Annotated in this window: 15 protein-coding genes; 6 read left to right on the top strand and 9 right to left on the bottom strand. The window is 39.8% G+C overall.

Going from position 1 to position 22,481, the window contains the following annotated elements; translation table 11 throughout:
* The 4 genes from PSU78_RS05985 to PSU78_RS05970 all read left to right on the top strand — a co-directional run.
* The coding region (locus tag PSU78_RS05985) for a hypothetical protein (protein WP_300385701.1) at window positions 1-486 on the top strand (486 nt) is incomplete at its 5' end.
* 282 nt (window positions 487-768) lie between these two features.
* Window positions 769-1,080: a hypothetical protein gene (locus PSU78_RS05980; RefSeq protein ID WP_300385697.1), complete on the top strand. Its 312-nt coding sequence runs from the start codon at window positions 769-771 to the stop codon at window positions 1,078-1,080.
* Window positions 1,081-1,617: 537 nt separating this feature from the next.
* Window positions 1,618-1,821, top strand: a complete 204-nt coding sequence (locus PSU78_RS05975; RefSeq protein WP_300385694.1) for a hypothetical protein — start codon at window positions 1,618-1,620, stop codon at window positions 1,819-1,821.
* Window positions 1,822-2,277: 456 nt separating this feature from the next.
* Window positions 2,278-7,206, top strand: a complete 4,929-nt coding sequence (locus PSU78_RS05970) for a PAS domain S-box protein (protein WP_300385691.1) — start codon at window positions 2,278-2,280, stop codon at window positions 7,204-7,206.
* Between the two features lie 453 nt (window positions 7,207-7,659).
* Here PSU78_RS05970 and PSU78_RS05965 read toward each other — a convergent pair whose 3' ends face one another.
* Together PSU78_RS05965 and PSU78_RS05960 are read right to left on the bottom strand one after the other, a co-directional pair.
* On the bottom strand, window positions 7,660-9,831 hold the full coding sequence (locus PSU78_RS05965) for a relaxase/mobilization nuclease domain-containing protein (RefSeq protein ID WP_300385688.1): 2,172 nt from the start codon (window positions 9,829-9,831) through the stop codon (window positions 7,660-7,662).
* Window positions 9,832-9,836: 5 nt separating this feature from the next.
* Entirely contained in the window at window positions 9,837-10,172 is a 336-nt protein-coding gene (locus tag PSU78_RS05960) for a ribbon-helix-helix protein, CopG family (protein WP_300385685.1), read from the bottom strand.
* A gap of 513 nt (window positions 10,173-10,685) precedes the next feature.
* Between PSU78_RS05960 and PSU78_RS05955 the strand changes: the two genes are divergently transcribed.
* Together PSU78_RS05955 and PSU78_RS05950 are read left to right on the top strand one after the other, a co-directional pair.
* Window positions 10,686-10,994 (top strand): type II toxin-antitoxin system HigB family toxin, encoded by a 309-nt coding sequence (locus tag PSU78_RS05955; protein WP_300385682.1) that lies wholly within the window; start codon window positions 10,686-10,688, stop codon window positions 10,992-10,994.
* Window positions 10,984-11,343 carry a transcriptional regulator gene (locus PSU78_RS05950; protein WP_300385679.1) on the top strand — a complete coding sequence of 120 codons (360 nt, stop codon included), beginning with the start codon at window positions 10,984-10,986 and terminating at the stop codon, window positions 11,341-11,343. Before PSU78_RS05955 ends, PSU78_RS05950 begins: the two co-directional genes overlap by 11 nt.
* 79 nt (window positions 11,344-11,422) lie before the next feature.
* Here the strand turns inward: PSU78_RS05950 and PSU78_RS05945 are convergent, their stop codons facing one another.
* From PSU78_RS05945 to PSU78_RS05915, 7 genes are all read right to left on the bottom strand, one after another.
* Window positions 11,423-12,451: a hypothetical protein gene (locus tag PSU78_RS05945; protein WP_300385676.1), complete on the bottom strand. Its 1,029-nt coding sequence runs from the start codon at window positions 12,449-12,451 to the stop codon at window positions 11,423-11,425.
* 4 nt (window positions 12,452-12,455) lie between these two features.
* Window positions 12,456-13,082, bottom strand: coding sequence for an adenylyl-sulfate kinase (gene cysC, locus PSU78_RS05940; RefSeq protein ID WP_300385673.1), 627 nt, complete (start codon window positions 13,080-13,082; stop codon window positions 12,456-12,458).
* Window positions 13,083-13,094: 12 nt separating this feature from the next.
* Complete coding sequence (locus PSU78_RS05935) at window positions 13,095-14,252, bottom strand: glycosyltransferase family 1 protein (protein ID WP_300385670.1); 1,158 nt, start codon at window positions 14,250-14,252, stop codon at window positions 13,095-13,097.
* A gap of 10 nt (window positions 14,253-14,262) precedes the next feature.
* Window positions 14,263-15,441: a polysaccharide biosynthesis/export family protein gene (locus PSU78_RS05930; RefSeq protein ID WP_300385667.1), complete on the bottom strand. Its 1,179-nt coding sequence runs from the start codon at window positions 15,439-15,441 to the stop codon at window positions 14,263-14,265.
* Window positions 15,442-15,615: 174 nt separating this feature from the next.
* Window positions 15,616-17,943 (bottom strand): glycosyltransferase, encoded by a 2,328-nt coding sequence (locus PSU78_RS05925; RefSeq protein ID WP_300385665.1) that lies wholly within the window; start codon window positions 17,941-17,943, stop codon window positions 15,616-15,618.
* Window positions 17,944-17,967: 24 nt separating this feature from the next.
* Window positions 17,968-18,939 (bottom strand): NAD-dependent epimerase/dehydratase family protein, encoded by a 972-nt coding sequence (locus tag PSU78_RS05920; protein WP_300385662.1) that lies wholly within the window; start codon window positions 18,937-18,939, stop codon window positions 17,968-17,970.
* 61 nt (window positions 18,940-19,000) lie between these two features.
* Window positions 19,001-22,303 carry a glycosyltransferase gene (locus PSU78_RS05915; RefSeq protein WP_300385659.1) on the bottom strand — a complete coding sequence of 1,101 codons (3,303 nt, stop codon included), beginning with the start codon at window positions 22,301-22,303 and terminating at the stop codon, window positions 19,001-19,003.
* Window positions 22,304-22,481: the final 178 nt, after the last annotated feature.

Here is a 22,481-nt window from a genome sequence, read left to right as displayed (position 1 = left end):
AAAATTGCATCACTATCTAACATGGTGCGATTAAATCGTATTTTTAGAGGTGCCCCTAATTCTTTAGGGAGTTGTAAAATTAAATTTTCAAGAAAAATATTAATTTCACGGGCTTATCAAATTCAATGCCTATTGATTAGCGCTCTTTATGTAGACGCAAGCTATGCCTACCCAGCAAAAAACTTAACTCAGACTGGCAATATTGGAGTTATAAATACTGACGAAATCAGCTCACAGGTCATTATTCACACTCTAGAATATATAGCGGACAATTCTCAAATCACCAAGTCTATATCAACTAATTCGCAAGGCGCCCACACAAAAACCTATAAAATCAAACCTGCAAACGCAGACTCTAAAATACATGACTACAATCAAGCAAACGAGTTGAATTTAAATACTATGAAATGGGAGAGCGAACTTAAGTCTTTTGAATTACTAAAATCAGGCGCTCACAACTCAACTTCAAACCCTAAATTTAGGTAATCTATTCTAAATGTAAAAGCGCAGCCGGCGCATCGTTTGAATCACGACAATCTTGTTGAGAACTAGGCGCTTTTACTCATCAACTTTCAGCTATATTCACTACCGGCACCTCCATCACGCAATCATAAAAATTAAAAAAACAATTAAATTCATAATGTTAGACAAAGAATACAATTAAATTAACAAAAGTTTACCTAGCGGGCATATTTTTTGCTTTTGTAGATATATATACTGATCGCATTATTCAAGTCAGTCATTATTTACAAAACGGTGAAAGGTCTTATGATGAAATCTATTTTTAACTTTATTTTTTCTAAAAATACTCAATCAACTTTTCCGAACTCAAGTTTTCAGAATGCTAACTCTCATAACTCAGGTCATATTAGCCAATCAAGCAAGATTGTTAAAAATGAGCCGCAAGTAAGCATATTTGATAACTTAGCAATCAATGATGACTACCAAGTAGCAGAAATTAGCTTTGATGAATTTAAAAGCTCAACAGTCAGAGTGGAGCGCAGAAAATTCCCACGTAAGCCTGGTGAAACTAGAAGTGCATACAGCGCAAACATTAGCGCGACGCAAATCGAAATCTAAACATAGATCGTATTAAGATTAAATTTCAAAAATTACTTACTGAAAAGCCACTTGCGAAAGTGGCTTTTTATTTTTGCCCTTAGGGCTAAAAGGTAAGTGAATAAACAACATAGCCTCACATAAAACTTAAATTGATCGCTACTCTTCATCACCAGATCTTCAAACCTTCTCAAATCCTTAACTTACTTGAAATATTTATTGGGTACATTACATCACACACACTATCTCCCATAGTATGTGTCTTTAGTACCGAGGCTATATTTCCCCAATTATAGCTTCGGTTTTTTTTGGTCATTCACCAACAAAAATTCAACATTATGACTGTTAATAGTATTTACAGTATTGTTCAAAAGTCGCCAATAACATTAAATTAAAATCATGAAGAGTTGATATTACCAACTTGGTAATCATTAATAATTTTCAAGTAATTCTAGTAGATTCATATACTTAATCAAAATACAATTCACAAAAGATTAAGTGGCATGTCTTTTGCTGATTATTGTTTAAAGCCAATTTAATTTAAACAAGGACAGTAAAATGAAAGACCTTTTCGACTCATATTTTTATAAAATATCAAACTTACTCGGAAGAAACCAACCCATTAACGTTGAGAAACATGATGTAGAAGCAGAAACTGATGAAGATTTGGTTCATATGAGCTATAGCGACTACATAAAATTTATCAACGAAGAAGAACGAAAAAAAGCCAGCCCACTTCAGCCAGATAGTTATTCAAACTAGGCGCTCACAGTATTTTAAATAATAAAATATCATTCAATACATTTGACAGCATTATTTATCTTAGAACCAGTGCGCCTGCACCTTACAAGAGATATCATCAACTTAATTTTTTGCCATGCTTAAATAAGCAGTCAATTATCTATGTGAATATTTTCACTCAAAAAATCCGCTTATAAACTAGAAACAGCACTAACTTCTACCACTAAATTTAAATTAATTTCATTTTCATGATGGAATTATTAAATTTTTCAAATTTGTTGCCGTTAATAAATTGTGTAATTTAATCTTAAAAGTAACAGTTAATAAGAACTAACACCTTTATGTTCTTTTTTTCATTAAATTGAAAATTTAACTTAATTTTAAAATACATTTTATTTTTATTAGCTTCATAAAACCAAGCAGAGTTAAAACCTGAGTTAAGAGTTAAATCTGCCATAGACAACAAGAGGGTTTAACATGCCTGCTGCAAAAAAGCCGGATAACGAGAAAAGTCGCCTAAAAGCACTTCAGAAACTGAATGTTTTAGATTCAAACCCTGAGGAAGAGTTTGACGCCATTGTGAAAGCAGCATCGCTGGTGTGTAACGTTCCTATTGCTCTTATTAGCTTGGTGGATGAGGATCGCCAATGGTTTAAGGCTAACGTGGGTTTACCCGGTGTGACTGAAACGCCTCGAGAATTTGCTTTTTGTGCACATGCAATTAATCAAAATGATCTACTTGAAGTTGTAGATGCGACTAAGGATGAACGCTTTTCAGACAATCCTTTAGTCGTTAATGATCCTAAAATTAGGTTTTATGCTGGTGCTCCACTTCGAACTTCTAGTGGCCTAAATATCGGGACATTGTGTGTTATCGACAGCAAACCTCACAGTTTAGATGACAAGCAGCGTGAGATTCTAAACTGCTTGGCCACAGCTGCAATTAAAGCACTTGAAGATCGTCGCGCCCGCATTGCAGAACAATCATATTATGCAAACGCATCTTATATCAATGCATTGCTAACTAATGCGTATGACCCATTTACTGCAGTTGATTTAAATGGCATTGTGACGCACTGGAACCCCGCAGCCGAAGCACTATTTGGGTTTCCTGCCTCTGCAATGATCGGTGAAAGTATGTACCGATTCATTCCTGAAACAGAATTAGACGAATTAAATTCAATTCAAAGCCACCTAAAAATCCACCCTGAAGGCTTACATTACGAAGCAATTCGTTGTAATAACGTTGGGGTAAATATCCCTGTGATGGTGAGCTTAAGTCCAGTTTTTGATCATAATGGCGATTTGATTGGTGCATCAAAAGTGTTCCGTGATCTACGTGAACAAAAAAAAGCTGAACATAAACTCTTGGAAAGTGAATCTCGCTTTAGAACTTTAAGTGAAACATCGCCTCTAGGCGTATTTTCTACCAATGCACTGGGGGAGTGCACTTATACGAATGCACGCTGGCAACAAATTTTTGATTTATCACTCGAAGAAAGCTTAGGTGATGGATGGCGAAGCCACCTCCACCACCATGATCGTGAGTCCATCTCATATGAGTGGCAGCGATGCGCCGAGAGTAACATTGAGTTTAATATGGAGTTCAAGATTCGCCGTAAAGACGGCTCTGTGCGAATTGTGCATAGTCGAGCTCGACCATGGCTAGATAAGGATGATGCCATCATCGGCTTCATTGGCTCCACTGAAGACGTAACAGAACGCAAAGGTATTATTGACCGCTTAGCCTATAACGAAGAGCGTGTTCGTAAGCTTTATGAGTTATCTCCAGTGATGTTGCAATCTATAGACCCGCAAGGTCGAATTGTTAGCGTTAGCGACTATTGGCTAGATAAACATGGCTATACCAGAGATGAAGTGATTGGGCGTCATACTGCAGAGTTTATGACACCAAAGGATGCTGTGTTTGCAACAAGTGAGATTATCCCGAAACTATTGACTGATGGTAGTTGCGAAAATATTGCCTATCAAAAAGTGAAGAAAAACGGTGAGATATTTGATGTTTTACTCTCATCAGTCATGGATAAAGATGCTCAAGGCAAACCTATTCGCAGCATGTCAGTATTAATTGATGTCACTGAAGAAAATGCGGCTAAACGTGCCAAGGATGAGTTACTCAACACCATACGCTCGCAATACATCATGTCCATGACCGATGCCAACGGAATCATTATTGAAGTGAATGATGCATTTTGTAGTATCAGCCAATATGACAGAGCTTCGCTGATAGGTCAGAACCATCGGCTTGTTAATTCAGGTACACACCCGAGCGCTTTCTTTACTAAAATGTATCAAACTATAACTGCAGGCAAAAGTTGGCGTGGTGAAATCTGTAATCGCGCCAAAGATGGCACGCTTTATTGGGTAGATAGCGTCATTTCACCGTTGGTAGGTAATGACGGGAAAATAGAGCGCTATCTTTCTATTAGAAGTGACATTTCTAAACGCAAGGCTAATGAATTAGCCAATTCAGAACAAAAACAGCAAATCCAGCAAATCATTGAAAACCAGAGCGTGGCGATGTTTATGATAGATGCTAAGCATAACGTCATTCATTGGAACCATGCATGCGAAATACTCACGGAGATTTCGGCCGACCTTATCATTGGTACACCATATGCTTGGAAAGGGTTCTATCCAACTCCGCGCCCCTGCCTTGCTGACATTTTGGTAGATAACAACCTATCAATCTCTGATCAACTTTATCCTTCAAATTGCCCATCCAACTTAGTCGAACATGGTTGGCATGCGGAAGCTTGGTTTGAAAACATTGGAAATAAAAAACGTTATCTCATTTTTGATGCAGCCCCGTTATTGGATACTCAAGGTAACATCATTGGAGCAATTGAAACCCTGCAAGACATTACTGCCAGCAAATTAGCTGAGCAAGCCTTAGTGAAAGAGAAAGAAAATCTAGCCTATGTGATTGAAGCAACCAATGCTGGAACATGGCAATGGAATGTAGCTACCAATGAATGCATTTTTAATGATCAATGGGCCACGCTTTTAGGTTATAGCCCAGAAGAGTTGGGTGAGCAACTATTTAATCTGTGGATCAGCCTTACACATCCAGAGGATTTAGCAAAAAGCGCGAAACTCCTTGATCTGCATTTTGCTGGCGAAACTGATATTTACGAATCTGAAATTAGAATGCGGCATAAAAACGGGGATTGGGTTTGGATATCTACACGTGGCCGCGTTTTAAGCAGAACTGAATCTGGAGAACCAGAATGGATGTTTGGCACACACACTGATATCAATCCTAGAAAGATACAAGAACATCAACTAGTTGCTGCCAATGAACGCATAACGATTGCCACAGAGAGTAGCGGTGTAGGCATCTGGAATTATGATGTAGTCAACGATAAATTAGTGTGTGATAGCACAATGTATAAAATTTATGGTTTAGAAGAAATGACTACTGTGTTTGATTTAGCGCTTTGGCTAACACTGTTACATCCAGATGATTTGGCTACTACTCAACAAGCATTTGAGAAAGCCATCGCAGGCAAGCAAGACTACGATTTAGAATTTCGTACAATATGCCCTGAGCGTGGTGTAAGACACATCAAGGCAAAATCCATCATTACACGTGATATAAATGGTCGTGCACTGCACATGTTGGGTACTAATTTGGATATTACTGATATTAGAAAACTCAGTATAGCGCTTGCTGAGCAGCATGAACTACTCAAAGTGACAATGAATTCCATTGGGGATGCCGTCATTACTACTGACGCAAAAGGCTATATTACATGGCTTAACCCAGCGGCAGAGAGAATGACGGGTTGGTTGAGTTCTGAAGCACTCAGTCGCCGTAGTGACCAAGTGTTTCATATTGTGCATGAAGAAACCCGCAAGCCTGCTGAAAATCCTATTAGCACTTGCCTTAAAAGTAAGAAAAAATCAGGCTTGGCCAACCAGACCATTTTACTATCACGAAATGGTGAAGAATTTGGCATTGAAGATTCAGCCTCGCCAATTACGAATAAAAACAATGAAATTGTTGGCGTGGTGTTGGTGTTCCACGATGTAACAGAACAACGCCGTATTAGCCAAGAAATGAGTCACCGTGCAACACACGACCCATTAACCGGCTTGGTAAATCGAGCTGAGTTTGAAACACGGCTTAACCGTGTGCTAAAAAGCGCACATGATAGCAACAGCCAGCATGCGCTAATGTTTATAGACCTAGACCAATTTAAGCTAGTTAATGACGCCTGTGGGCACTCAGCAGGTGACATGCTGCTAAAACAAGTGAGCAATATTTTACAAGACATTATTCGTAACCGAGATACATTGGCTCGATTAGGTGGTGACGAATTCGGCGTTATTTTGGAACAATGCGACATCGAACATGCTCAGCGTGTGGCTGAGAAAATTTGCGAACGGATGGATAACTTCCGTTTCATCCATGATGCTAAACGCTTCAGAATAGGCACTAGCATTGGCCTTTCTCCACTAGACAATCGTTGGACTAGTGTAGCTGCCGCCATGCAGGCTGCAGATACCTCTTGCTATGCAGCAAAAGAAGCTGGTAGAAACCGTGTGCATACTTGGTTTGATACTGACCAAGCCATTAATAACCGCAAGGGTGACTCACAGTGGGCCACTCGAATTGAGCAAGCCATAGACAATGACCAATTCATGTTATATGTTCAAAGAATTGAAGCTGTCAATCCGAATAGTAAAGACGGACTTCATGCGGAAATTTTATTACGTTTAAAAGATGAGCAAGGAAATATTGTGCTTCCTAGCATATTCATCCCCGCATCTGAACGCTTTCACCTTGCTTCACGCATTGATCGTTGGGTACTGACCAAAACTGTTGAGTGGCTCACTCAACAAGCAGATCTAAGCATCATCAGCACTATTTGCATTAACCTATCAGGACAATCAGTTGGCGATCGGGCTTTTCATCGCCAAGCAATAGAAATTTTGGCGCTGGCTGGGTCTGAAATATGTAAACGTATTTGTTTAGAAATTACTGAAACGGCAGCCATATCAAACTTAACCGACGCATCTTTGTTTATTGAGCAACTAAGCAACCTTGGTGTGCGCATAGCTCTGGATGATTTTGGCGCAGGGGCTTCATCTTTTGGTTATCTTAAAACATTGAAAATCGATATATTAAAAATTGATGGTCAATTTATCAAAGCAATGATGACTGACTTATTAGACGACTCTGCCGTTCGCTGTTTTATTGATGTAGCAAATATACTTGGGTTAAAAACCGTCGCTGAATATGTTGAAAACGAGCAAATCCTTGAACGCGTTAAAGAGTTGGGGGTAGATTACGCACAAGGTTATTTATTACACAAACCTGAGCCTATTACTTCGTTTAAGTTTTCTAAATCTAAAAAAGTTGAGCACGCTATATCTTAATATTTAAAATAGATGAGCTAGATGGCTCAGTAGATAGCCTGTTAAATAATCAGCGTAATCGGGCAGTTAAAGTAAACACGGAATATCTTACAAGCAAAAAACAAAAAACCCATTGAATAATCAATGGGTTTTTTGTTTTTATGGTGGAGCTGGCGGGAATCGAACCCGCGTTCTACCCTTATAACATGCGGCTCTAAGAGAGATGTTGTCAAAATGTTGTCAATCACTTTTCGACGCATTAGAAATACCAATAAATTCCCCATCAATTTCAAACAAATATTGAGTTACCACACACCAAAAACAATGACAGAATTCATCAAATAATCCACTACTAAAGGAGCCAAAATCAGTCATTTTTAACTAACATTTGAACCCCGTTTTAAGCTACTTTTAGTGGCACCATTACGCCAAAAATCAGTGGCGCTTTAATGCCGAAAAGTGACAAAGCACTCTCTAGAAGGGAAAGTCAGAGCCGCGTACCTTTCCAACACTAGTTCTGACTTCATCAATCTGTTGACGATTCTCATGTCTAAGAGTAATGCCTTTTACTGACTGCGCATGATCAGCAAGCTTCTCCGCATAATTCTCATGCACTTTATGGTCTTTGCTGTTGTCACTAAGCACTTTGATAGCATCGACAATCGCAGTGCGCTTATACCCGATTTCATGCATCACATTGGCAATCATGAGATCTTTCCTGCTTTGATTGCCTGCATTGTCACCAATTTCATTACTGATATTGGCATACGCTTCGTGCGCTAGTTCCATCTTAGATTTAACATCGTCCACATCAAACACTGGCACTTCAACGTGTTTCAAATTGAGCCTAGGCTTCTCAATAGCTTTATTCCAAGACTTAGGTGAAGGCGCATCTATTTTGGCAGATGCAGAGGCTGTTACATGCCCCAGCATTGCGCCTTTGGATTTATCTTGCTGGTCGATGATATACGCCTGTAGATCTGGGTTCGTGATTTTATTTGCCACACCCAGCTTGATCGCGACATCAACTGCCCTGCGTTTAAATTCATCGCTGCCCGTCAATTGAAATGTCTTCCACTTTTGAGATGAAAGCTGGATCATTGCTTTTATTGATTGATCACGCTCTTTCAGCAATGATATTTTTCTACCGCTATCCACAAAATCGATATCACCTGAATCATTATTCTTGTAGTTAACGATGGTCTCTTTTACCGAACGCACATGTCCTGTCGTAGACCTCACATTGACATCATGAGTAGTCATTTCGGCTTCATATGCGCTAATACCATGCTTTACTGGAACAAAAAGTGCGCCTAGGTCCGATGTTTTAACGCCATTATCACCATCACCTTGTCGCAGGGCGATGTTGTTAGGCGCAACACGCCAAGTAGTATGCAGTTGGTGCAAATCTTCAGACCTATCACGTACGTAGTCCCCAAACTTACCTGGATGTGCAGTCTGGATGCTTAACTCCATCTTTAATAATTGACGCTCAATACTGTGCGCATGTTTCATCAATTCCTTTTGAGATGCATGCTCATGCGCCAAGACTGACCGCAAAGCATTTAATGCAGATCCATTACCTTTCCAATCGGGTCTTGAGGCATTAAGCTTTTCGCGCGCCTGCTTATGCGTCTCCATCAACAACGAAAAGTCAGCTTGATGCTTTGCGCGCAGCTCGTCAGTTTTATTCTTTTTATACCCCCTGTGACTTACTTTCTCAGCGTTATATTGATGCCACACTTCCTTGGCGCCAGGTGCCATTCCTTTCATGGGCTCTACCTTGCGCGCTGATATTGGATGGGTAGATTTTTCATACGCACCGAAGCGCGATTCCATCTTTCCCAACGCGGCAGATCTATTAGCCGTTGATGCCTTAACCTTAATAATTTCATCACCCTGTCTAACATCAATAGTCGCACCAGAGCCTTTCTTTTCATAGGTGACACCCTGTGATGCAAGTACCGCATGTAGATCATCCCAACACTTAATATTCTTATCTTTCAGTACGTCGGTAATTGCATCGCGCGCAATATCTGAAGCACTTCTTTGCCCGCTAAAAACTTCAACTTCCCTACCTTTTAACGATGGGATATTTGCATCGCCAGAACGCACACATGCGCCATCACTGTCTATGATATACCGCTGGCCAGCATCCTTTTCCCAACCTTGAATATAGTTGATTTTTGCAACGGCACGCTGTGAGGATTCTTTTTGAAATTTGAGTGGAAAGGATTTTTCTGTGATTGGATTATTCATGATGATTGCGACATGAATATGCGTGTTATCCTGATCATAATGCATTGCACATTTAACCAGAGCACGCGCTAAATCTAACTCATCCAGCAACATTTTTACAGCTTGGTAGGCTTGCTCACGATTAGGTTCTTCACCTTCGCTGAATGAAATAACATAGTGGCGAAACGGTATGCGAGAAAGTGCATTTGATTCAGCCAACGCCATCATTTCTATATCAGCAGTTTCATTTGAAAAGGCATTTTCATGCCACACATCGAAGGCTTTTTCTTTCCCCGCTTCGTATCCGTGCTCTTGCTTTGCCTCGGGTTTTTCAAGGTAATCCAAAAGGTTTTTTAAACCTATCCTACCAGTGTTTTTGTTTGCAATTTCTTTAATGACAGCTGACATGATCGTCACTCCGCAGCAATATTTAATATCGTTTTTTGCATCTGCGGAATTAACGCCTCAAGTGATTTAACTATCTCTGGTGTTAATTTATTTATAGTCGCACCATCTTTATTTAACACTAATATGTGTTTTAGCAATCCACCTTGACGTCGTAACTCACTGATTGCTTTTTCATCCGATCTGCTGCGAATCGTATTTCCAGTGTAGGCGGCTCTCATGAGTTTGCTCACTGAAATGCCACCTGCATCAGCCATTTTATTCACTCGATCAAACTCACTTTGAGTCACTCTAAAAGTAATCACTTTCGTTGCACGATCAACCTCATTTTTATTATTAGCCATACTGACAATCCTTTTAAATTAACCCACTGTATTGGGTAATCCGCTTCCAGCAGGACAGGTAAAATATGTGAGAAGACGAAGTCGCCGAACATATCTTATGAGATTGGAATATTTTTGACGAAGTCAAAATGTATGACAATCTCCATCCTGCCTTTAGATACCATACTACATAAGCGATAAAGTCATCGTAGCATGGATAGTTGATTGAACAAAGTTCTGAGTTCAGCTACAACCCCAGTCCGTCAGATGGAATAATTAGTTAGGGATCGCCGTTCATAGGCCTAGTCTGAAATTTAGTTATAAAGCCCATTGAGGATTTTTAAGCTTGATATTAATTTGATTATAGGCAGAATCATACTATGCAAGACTCCTTACTTAACGCCATCGCTAACAAACGACACATATAACATCCACGAGAACTAAGTATTAATTTTACGCAAGCAATGCCATAACCCATTGCTATATAAAAGTTACTGGCCTATAATTATCCCAAATTGGGAGAACTTATAAATTATGCGGGTTATCGCAAAAAGCACGTTAAAAAAGTTCTGGGAACAACCTGCTTATGGCGATGCGCAACGACCACTAGAAAGCTGGCACGAGGAAGCAGTCAATTCAACATGGGCGTCACCACAGGCGGTAAAAGATCAATACGCTAATGCGAGTGTCTGTGGTAGCAACCGCATTGTATTTAACATCGGAGGCAACAAGTACCGCTTGGTTGTTGAGTTCCAGTACAGAGCTGGTATTGCTTGGGTAAAGTTCATAGGCACCCATGCGCAGTACGATAAAATTAATGTGGAGACAGTAAATGAATATTAAACCCATTCGTAATGATGATGACTTACATGCGGCATTCCTTCATCTTGAGCACGTTTTTCAGGCGGAGGTAGGTAGTGCTGAAGCAGATGAAATGGAAGTTTTGGTGACGTTAATCGAAGCCTATGAGAATAAGCACTATCCTATCAGTCCGCCTGGTGCTATTAATGCCATTCGATTCAGAATGGATCAACAAGCACTCACACCAAGCGATCTAGAGCCTTACATAGGTTCTAGCGGACGTGTATCTGAGATACTTAATTACAAACGTCCTTTAAGTATCAGAATGGTGAAACGCCTGCACGATGGCCTGCATATTCCGTATGAAAGCCTGTTGGCTGATGTTGCATAGCTAGAAAAAAACAAGGCATGTGGAGGATTGCTATCGGTGTATTGTGAAATACTGCAGCCAAGTTTTCATCAATAAACATTCAATAAGCTCGTTGCCTCAAAAAAAATCTAACTAATTTACGCCACAAAGTTATAGGTTTATTTACGCATCCCCGCCATTCAAGCAGCTCATCCAAAGCTTGCTCTGGGGTTATGACGGTAGCGTTTTTTAAGCTGACATAAGTTGGGTAAAGTATAAGTGTAGCCGCTACTAAGGAATCTAGACTCAATCTTTTTACCCGACGGTCAATTGGAATTTTATCTTCAGTAAGTCCCCAACCCGCATAAAAAGGCTGACCATAACATACCACCTTCTTGCCACGCAATAGTGCTTCAAAACCTGTAAGTGACGTTAGGGCATGCACTTCGTCAACCTCTTTGAGTAAATCAGCCATTGCAAAATCAACCACTACTTGATCACACCATTTAACCGAGTCATCTTCACCAGCGCCCTGCTTACGTAACCCTGCCACTACGTCAGGATGAGGTTTGTATAGGATAAATGCCTGGGGGTTTTCTTCACGTACTGCTTGCAGTAAGCCTAGATTGGTTCGAATGCCAGGTGCCCCAAATCGAATAGAAGCATCTGATTCCACTTGCCCTGGCACTAAAATCACTCTTTTAGTTCCAGTAGGTCTTTGCCAATAGCCTCCGCCAACGTTATATTTAGTGAGGCCAGCCCCAACAATGCGCTCACGCAAGTACGCTGCACGCTCTAAAATAACTTCGTCAAACTCAGATGTCGCCAATAAGTGTTCTAAATCTGACGGATGAGTAGCATCATAATAAATTCCGCGACTATCCATTACCCAAGAGATTGGATGCACGAGATCGGCCCCTAGCCCTACAGAGCGCAAAAAACCATCTTCTAGTCGGATAATTTTCACACTGGGTGACATTGTTGTAGGTGGCTCTGCGCTACCCCAAAGCAACACTGTTGATCCTGCCGGGATTGATTTACCAAACCAAACAAAGCATACCTTCACATCCCCCATAAAACGGCGGACAATTGCTCGCTTTCTGATAGAGAAACCATAAGCAAATACTTGGGCTGGTAACTGGTGTATCAAAGAACTACTCACCAAGGTTGGTATGCACATCAGGAATAATGCCGCGCTCACGCAACAATGACAGCACCATATCCACACATTTATCTAGCGTTAACTTGCCTGTGTTAATTAATAGCTCTGGGTTCTCTGGCGCTTCATAAGGAGAAGAAATCCCAGTAAAATTTTTAATCAATCCTTGACGTGCTTTAGCATAAAGCCCTTTTACATCGCGTTGTTCACAGGTTTCTAACGGGCAATGGCAATATATCTCAATAAAGTCTTCTGGGGCAACCAGAGCACGCACCTTGTCTCGATCAGCACGATAAGGCGAGATAAAGGCCGTGAGCGCAATTACGCCAGCTTCGGTAAAAAGCTTGGCCATTTCTCCGATTCTCCGAATATTCTCGGTACGATCCTCGGCAGAAAACCCCAAATCTGCGCATAGACCATGTCTTACATTATCGCCATCAAACACATAGGTACGACAACCACTTTCGTAAAGTGCACGCTCCAGAGCATGTGCCAGCGTAGATTTTCCAGCTCCAGACAAACCAGTAAACCAAAGAATAGCGCCACGATGATCGTTCATTTGTTCGCGCTGAACCTTAGTCACTAAAGATTTGTGCCAACTAATATTTTTTTCATTCGTCATAATTTATAAAAATTAAGAAATCCCATTAATAAATTTATCGACTATCTCAAAATGCGTTGTCCAGCTCGGCGCCTCAAATGCTTTAATGCGATCAAGCTGATCTAAACGTAAAACGCTATTTGGTAACGAAAACTCCTGAATTTTTGCCAGCCAACCCAGTCCATCCAAAGGATCAAGATAATCAGGGATTTCTCCTGCAATCTCGTGAAACACATCAAGGTCACTTGCAATTACTGGAGTACCCAATGCCAGCGATTCTACCAACGGCATGCCATAACCTTCAGAAAAAGAAGGAAACAACAGTGCCTGAGCATGGCATAGGTAAGTGGCTAAATCCGCATCGGAACATGCTGGGCGTTCTAACACAAAATCACGTAAAATTTCACAACGGTCCAGCAAATCCACTACATTTTCACAATCCCAACCCCGCTGACCAATTATCACCAATTTTGGTGCGGCCGACCCAAGCTGTTCAATTAAGCGGCGCCAAACTTGTAATATCATCCAATGATTTTTACGTGGTTCAATAGTGCCAAGCATAACAAAGTATGGCGCATCAATCAGTGATATAACACTTGGCCCTGGAAGTACTGCTGCCGCTAATTTGGCAGCTACCATGGGCGGCATACTTTGCTTAGTATTCTTAGCATAAGTGCTAAGGTCACTTAAGGTTGCTTGGGAATTAACCACAACCCCATGCCCAAATTGGAGCGCCGTATCCATTCTAACGCGATGTCGCTCAGCCTCGCCTTCTCGACAATACTCTGGGTGTATTAGTGGAATTAAATCATGAATAAAAAAGATAGGGCGTAATTCAAGCTTACTTAATTGTTTCAAATAACCTGATTGCTCTAGGCCATGATGGCCAGTTTCAAGCAAGAGTTTCTGCTGGTGACGAGCAGGTAAAAAGTTCAACCACCAGGCTTTAGTAATCAAAATACGAATGCGCAATTTGAAAGGTGGTGTTGGGCTCAAAAGTACATCAAACACTCTACGCGAATCGGTTAAAGTGAGCTCAAGCCAACGCCCTCTGTAGCGAACAATTGCTTGGGATCTACCATAAAAGTGTCGAACATATTCTAAAGAAACCCGATCAACGCCAGTAGGTAAACGTCCATCTAGCAGGCGCCCCACAAGGCGAGTAACATCAATTAGCACAACACGTTGCACCTTTCAACTTCTATTTTGCTGCATTGAAAATACCGATTGCTGGGTAAACTACTGTAGTGACTAAATTAAGAAACTTCTGCAACTCTGCACCTGATGCATTTGAAACATACATCACATCTTTGTTACGCATAGGAAAGCTTTGTGCCACAAAAAATGTACCAGGGTCTTTCATATCCACCTGATAAACTACAGGAATCTTACCTTCAGGCGTCATTAATGTAGATCTCTCTTTATCTTTTGCACCAAGGTTTTGTGGATCTTCCAGCCTAAAAATAAATACGCCTTTTGCATCAGCACGGCTATCTTGCAGCCCTCCAACGCGACCCAAAGCCTGCACTAGCGTAATCCCTGTCGCCTCAAAATTCACCTCTTCATTTTTACCAGCAGCGCCCAATGCAGTAAAACTCAAAGGCTGAAACAAAGCGGTAATCACATCACCAGGATGCAACACCACATTTTGTTTGGGATCTTTAATAATCGATTCCAAAGGCATTGTTTGCACCAAATCACCACGCGTAATCTGCAATGTCATTTTGTTAATAGGCTGCCGCACACCACCAGCTGCCGCTAAAGCATCTAACAGACGCTCACCCTTAGGTGTTAGCGCAACGCGTGTGCTTAAAGCAACCTCACCTACCACCGTTACATTTGAAGTCGCATTTTTAACCACACGTACCAACACCTGAGGCTTATTAGCTTTACCCGTCAGCCGATTAACAATTTCAGATTCAATTTGATGCAGAGTTTTGCCAGCACACGGAATACTCCCAGCAAATGGAATATTAATAATGCCATCACTATTCACCATTTGCTCTGGAAAATCTGTCGCGCGAGTGGTTGCAATACCTGCGCGAGCATCCGTCATTGCTGTACCAAAAAGTGCTGCTGGCGGAGCCTCCCAAATAGAAACCGTTAGCACGTCCCCCGCTCCCACTACGTAACGCGGAACAGCATCAGCACCCAACGTGTCTGAAAATAAGCCTTTTGATTGATTTGCCAATATACGGCGTGCAACTGCATCGGTTACATTCACCACTTGGATTGGAGATTCAACCTGAACATTACTTTTAACACTTTCTACTTGCGCTTTACTTGCGCCAGAAGAAGGAATCCAATTGGGGTATGAAGCGCAGCCGTTAAGAACAAGCAAAGGCAAAAGAAAAGCAACCAATTTTAATTTTTCACGCACTTCAAATACTCCAACAAAATATCAATATAAAAATATTATTACAAAAATCACTTGGCATTATAACTTGTGAGGGGAGTTAAAATGAATTTTTAACTCCATCAGGTAAACGCAATCAAACTATTACTTGGCTTGTAAAAAACTTACAAATATACAAATATACAAAACAGAATATCATCATCCCAAATGAAAATTTGCTGAATCACGGCTTAAATTAGGGTTATAAAAAGGATCATTTTGCAGCAGTTCACCCCATTTCTGCTTCATGTAAGCCTCTTCTTTTTTCGCTCTACTGCGTTTTTCTGGGGTGTCTTCAAAACCACGGCTTTTTGACTCATGGTGATACAGCTCAGCTGTGGCACAATAAACGTTTCTATAACCTAACTCACTCACTTTCAAGCATAAATCTACATCATTAAACGCAACAGGTAGGTTCTGCGCATCAAACATTCCAGCTTGAATAAAAACTGACTTTCGCATCAACAAACAAGCGCCAGTGACGGCAGAATAATTTTGTGTTAATTTTGCGCGTCCAAAATAGCCGACCTCATTTTTATCTACATTAAGATGTGCATGGTTAGCCAAGCCCCCAATGCCAAGTATTACTCCAGCATGTTGCACTGTATCATCAGGGTACAACAACCTAGCCCCCACAGCGCCAATATCTGCGCGTACCACATGTGCGACCATTTCATCTAGCCATTGCGGTGTAATCACCTCTACGTCATTATTGATAAAACCTAATATTTCACCATTGGCATGAGCAACCGCAAAGTTGTTAATGGCCGAATAATTAAACGGCGCATCAAATTTAAGAATTTTAATTCTTTTATCTTTTACCAATGTTGCAAAATATTGATGTGTAGCAAGCTGCTCAGATTGATTATCTACAATTAAAATTTCCCAATTGGTATAATGAGTTTTATTGCAGATGCTTTCAATACATGCTCTTAAAATACTGACATGATCTCGTGTAGGAATAATTAAACTGACGAGTGGTTCGGGTACTGGTTTGGGGTGCTGAACATGGTAACTACCCGAAAACGGCCCATCTACTACCGTAGCGCCAAATATTGAAACATGCTCAGCTAGAGCCTTTAAACCTGCAATGTGCGCATAACTTTTATTACCAACTGATTGCGCAGTAGAGTTTTCATGCATCCGCCAATGGTAAAGCACGCGCGCAATGTGGCGGATATTTTTTGACTCTACTTTAGCAACACATCGCAATACTAAATCATAATCTTGCGAACCTTCGAACCCAGCTCGAAAACCACCTATTGCATCCAAAAGACTTTTTTTATATACGCCCAAATGATTAAAAAAATTTTGTGAATAAAATAAATCTAAATTCCAATCTGATTTGAAATAAGGATCAGAGCGAACACCCCACTCATCCACTTTATCTTCATCGGAATAAATAAGCTCAACATTAGGATGGTGATTAATTTCGAGCGCCACATGATATAAAGCATGCGCTGGCAATAAATCATCTTGATCCATCAAAGCAACAAACTCACCTGTTGCCAACGCCAAGGCCGAGTTAGAAGCGAGTGAAATGTGACCATTGGTTTCGCGGTAAGTAATTTTAAATCTACTATCTCGCCGAGCATACTCTTCAAGCAACGGCTTAACAGCAGAATCACTAGAGGCGTCATCAGCAATGCACAACTCCCAATAAGGATAATGTTGTGCCAATACCGAATCTAAAGCCTGCCGTAAAAAATCTAGAGGGGGGTCATAAATAGGCATCACAATAGAAATAAGCGGCTTATATAGTAGAGTATTTATATGTGTTTTGATAGACTCAACATCATCAGTACTTAGCGTATCTCTTGCGTTAATAAATGCTCGGTAGCTAACACCACCAAGTTTAGCCAAACGACGACTTGCACTCTCTAGATACGACTGCTGCAAATGAATAAGCAAACTGAAAAACTTTATTAACTTTTTACTTGCTGATAATTTCTCTTTTGACCGAAAAAAATCAATCAACACCCTAGCCGAGCGCCTATACGCAGACTCAAGCCAAGTAATGCGGTGAACAAGCAAAGGGCTTTGCTTTATATAACCGATAGCGCTAGATGGACTCCACCGCATACCAACAATACCCCTGGGCAGATAAACGACCTCTCGAACATCACCCCTTCTACTAGATGGAATAGAAATTGCATTCTCATCACTAAACCCAAGCCCATTATCCCAAAAAAGCTTGGTATTACAGCCACTACCATGACGTACAACTACCACCTCAAGATAATACCAACCAGCTTTAAAGACTACTGAGCTTTGAACATCAAAACAAGGCGCATCGCCAGTAGATAACCACTCCCCTACAACCTCATCCACAGCTTGCATCTCTGAAGCTGGGTGCAAAGCAATAGGTACCCACTTACGCGGTAGTAAAAATAGAAGCTTCTCTAGCGTCTGACCCCAATTCGGCAAAGGAGTTAGCTTAGATTGAACTTGATTTCGATATTGAGCATAACGTGCTCTTACAATCATTCTATTATCATTTTCAACTTAAAACTATGACAGTTGCTGTCTCATCCACTTAGCCGTGTATTCAATACCCATTCTCAGTGAAACTTTAGGTTGCCAACCAAGCTCTTGATAAGCAAGTTGATTACTAAGAACGCTGACTGGAACATCACACATACGAGCAGCTTTATAATGCTTGTCAACTTTACAATTCAATGTGGATTCAATCTCAACCATGAGTTCATTCAGACTTGTTCCGACTCCACTGCTAATATTAAAAATATCATATATCCCACTGTAATTCACTGCCAAACTAAAAGCCTCAGCAACATCATCAATATAAATAAAGTCTCTTGTTATTGACCCATCACCCCAAATCTCAATTGGCATTTGTCTTACTGCTCTATTTATAAAAACAGAAGCTGCACCCTGAGCTGTTTCTACTCGCTGTCTTTTTCCATAAGGATTTGAAACTCTTAAGATAATTGGCTGTATGCTATGGGTTTTTTTATATAAAAGTAGATAGTTTTCAATTGCTTGCTTGGTAATTCCATAGGAGACTTGAGGTCGGCACTGATGTTTTTCATCGATTGGTGTATATTCTGGCGGACCATAAACGGTCCCACCAGACGAAATGAATACGATACGCTTTATACCCATGTTACACATTGTATTTAAAATCTGAAGGGTCCCAACTAAATTGCTTTGTACGTCATAAATAGGATCCTCATTTGAGCTTTTCGGTAAGGTGGTAGAAACAAGGTGTATAACCAACTCAATATTTTGCATAGCATTAGATATATCATTTTGACTAAGGATGTCGCCAGTAACCCACGTGACTTTCTCTGTGTTGTTAAAAGGCCTAAAAGACTCAACACGTGGACGTTCAAATACCGTTAATTCGTGACCATCTAGTAACAACCTATCAACTATGGCCGAGCCTATAAATCCACCACCCCCAAATATTAATATATTCATATTTTTTCTTTTGATTATTAATGACTGTAAATGGTCAGACAAATCATAATGGCTACAACAATTATAATCATCAATTACAGTCTTCACATTAACAACAAATTAACTAGCCTCCTTGTGACAATAATGCTTTTGAGAAAGCATCAAATGAGAACTCTTTATCGAATACTGCTCTCCCACTCCGCATAATCGAAGGCAATGATTCATACTGATCAACAAGCTTGGTAAGTCCTTTAGCTATACTTTTAGGATCTGGGAGGTTAAGTACAAATCCAGACACTCCATTTTCTATGTACAAAGATGTCCCTGTAGTGCTTGTGCATAATAAAACTTTACCAGCACCTAAAGCATCGATTGAGACAAATGGTAAAGTATCATCTCTAGATGCCACTAAAACGGCATCAGACTTTAATAGTGTTTCCAAATATTCATTGTATTCTAGACTTTCATGTACACCTACATTTGGATATTTAACAGATTCTTGTTTAACAAAGTCGTAAATTGAATGATCAAGAACTCTGCCGTAGAAGTTAAGTTTTATTTTTTCCTGATATGACTTTTCTAATAATCCATACCCTTGTATCGCCAAGTCCTGCCCTTTTCTTGGCTCGTATGAGCCGAAAACAGAAACTCTTAAGGGGTATTCAATTGAACTCTCTATAGTTGGCGTTATTGGATCAACTCCGTACTTTAAAACCCTTATGTTAGATCTAAATTGTTTTATTAAATCACCAGCATGAGGACTACCTACCCAAATTTGTTTTGGTAATTTAAAAATATTTTTTATTTCAGGCTCTACATTTAACAAATGTGTAACTAAGGAGATTTCATGAATATACCAATAGGTTTCTACTAGACTGCTTAATTGCTTTACTGCAGGCCAACTAACAATCGTATTCGCTATTACAATATCAAAGTTTTTAGCAAGTTTTTCTAATGAATTGTGTTGTCTGAGAGTTAACTCATCAATAATGACTGGAATATTTAACTCATTTAATTTTTCCCTGTACTCTCCATCTGACGGAGACGCTACCACGACAAAGTTACCAGCGAGCTTCAAAGTTCGAGCCATTTCATAGACTATACGAGGTGCGCCACTGCCTGTAAGGTCATGTGAAATTAACAGGTAGTCTTTACCTCCCACAGGGGCAGGATCTACATCCGCAAATAAATTCCACTTTTCAGGAGAGTCATGATAAAGAATGTCTCGCATGGCTGGTGGAAAGTACGGATCATATGATGTAAATTTCCCCCAACGCCTCAGCAAATAAATATCAGACTTGTCTTTTTTAGGAGGTAATTTTTCCTTTGCTTCAGCTTTTTCTGCTTCAGCGATTGATAAATGTCCAATATGAATTAGGGTTGCATGCGGTGTATACAAACAAGTATAGCCAGCCTCACGCACTTTAAAACATAAATCAACATCTGAATGAGCTATCCCTGCATTAACATCATCAAATCCATTAATTTGTTCAAAAATGTCTTTCCTGATCGCAAGACAAGCTCCACATATCAATGAAACTTCCCTTAACCACAAAGCAGCACCAAAATGCTGATGGGTTTCATGAGGCAGGCAGTGGAAAGCAGTACCAACTAAACCTCTAACACCTGTAACCATACCTGCATGTTGTATCAGATAGTTTTCATATAAAAGTTTAGGACCTACAATACCTACATTTTTATGCAAAAAACCTTCAAGGAGTCTTTCAATCCAATCCTTTGAAACAACCCTAACGTCATCATTAAAAAATACAATTATTTCTCCAGTAGCCTCTACTGCACCTAAATTACACTTGGTAGAAAAATTGAAAGTACCATCATATGCAACTAAAATAAGTTTGTCGGCTAAATCTACTTTTTTTAATTTCTGAATAATCTTTGAGTTTGTAACAACTATTATTTCATAGTTAGAATAAAGTGAATTATCCACTATTGATTTTATGCTTTGGGTTATGTTTTCAAAGTTGTCTGAAGGAATTATCAAAGAAACTTTTTCCGTGAAGTTTGAAGAGTCAGCAATAAATCTGTTAGCTGCAGGTTCAGGTATAACCTTACCCTTTAAGCCTCTACGATCTAAAGCATCTTGCAATGCTGCGATGTTGGACACTCTTGCGTAAGGCTTATCTCCCTGAGCACCTGAACCAGAAATCATTCGCCATCCATAAAGTACTTTTGGAATATGATGGACTAGTTCCACTAACTCCGAGGCTCTTAGTGTGAAATCATAATCTTGTGAGAAATCATATTCAGACCTTAGCCCGCCTAACTCCTTCACAATTGCGCCTTTGTATACCGAAAAGTGCCCTACGTACATACAGTTGAATAACGTGCTAGGACTCCAATCTGGTTTAGTAAATAATTCGATGGGATTGTCATCTTCATCGATTTTTGCTTCATCTGAGTAGACTAGATCCACTTCTGGATACTCATCAATTACATTTGCAACATGTGCTAAAGCATCTCTTGTTAATATGTCATCATTGTCTATAAAACCAATATAGTGACCCGTGGTCATTGATATGGCCTCATTTGTTGCAGATGATATCCCGTTGTTTTTATTTAATATTTGAATTTTTATTCTTTTGTCCATTGATGCTACATTATGTAAAAATTCTGCTAATTTTTTGTCATTAGATCCATCGTCAACAATACACAACTCCCAGTTTGCATAACTTTGTGACTGTATTGAGTAAATGGCTTTTTTTAGAAAATGAATGGGCACCTTATACACAGGCATAACTAAGGAAATTTTAATTTTGTTAGAGTTAGTTTTAATGTTGATATCAGTGTCACTAAAACGCAACTTAACCTCCGCTAGTGTGTTTTTATATCTATCACCGATAGGGTCATATGGGGTAAAGTCATGAGTGTAGCCTACAATATCATTACCTTTTAAATTGTAAGCTTCCTCACTTTCACTGAGTGTTGTTTCTTGCAATTGATTGTCGCGTATACTGAATTCAGATAGTTTTTTTTGAACACTTTTATTGTAAAGATAAAGCGCGTTCTCCAGCACTCTAAGTTTTTTCTCAGTACTTTCTATTTCTTTGAAACCTAGAAATCTTAACAATGCTCCCCAAATTGGGAGTTTAGATTGCTTGTATTTCTTAATGGCAACATCTAAACCAGTCATTGAAACTTTACGCGATTTTCCTTCAGCACTTAAATATAACTGTGAAATGATTTCAAGTTTACTTACACCACCCCTTAAGCGTAATAAGTAATATTTAAAACCATCGTGGTCAGGACGCCTTCCTAAGATACTTTGATAAGCCAGATGTACAAACTGTTCATCATGAACAGATAGGAGTTGACCCAATGAACTAACCGTTGCTTGAGTGTTTTCGCTGGTCATTATGACAGATCTTTCTTCTTGAGTTTCAGAGTTAATATTTATAAAAGCGAGCATGTTAGATTCGCTTATTGTTGTGCCTAGACCTAATAAGGACAGTGCTTTCCGGAGTGGGGCAGTCAAACGCCAAGATGGTGAACATTTAAGTTGATGCAGTTCTTGTTCCAAGGTCGTAAGTGAAGCAACAAAAATATTGTTCTGCTCTATTTTTTGCGCTTCGTTTGCTTGCTGTATG

The sequence above is a fragment of the Methylotenera sp. genome, from assembly GCF_029945705.1.
Taxonomy (GTDB): domain Bacteria; phylum Pseudomonadota; class Gammaproteobacteria; order Burkholderiales; family Methylophilaceae; genus Methylotenera.
The sequence above is the reverse complement of the archived record's forward strand: the minus strand, read 5'-3'. Positions and strand labels throughout refer to the sequence as shown.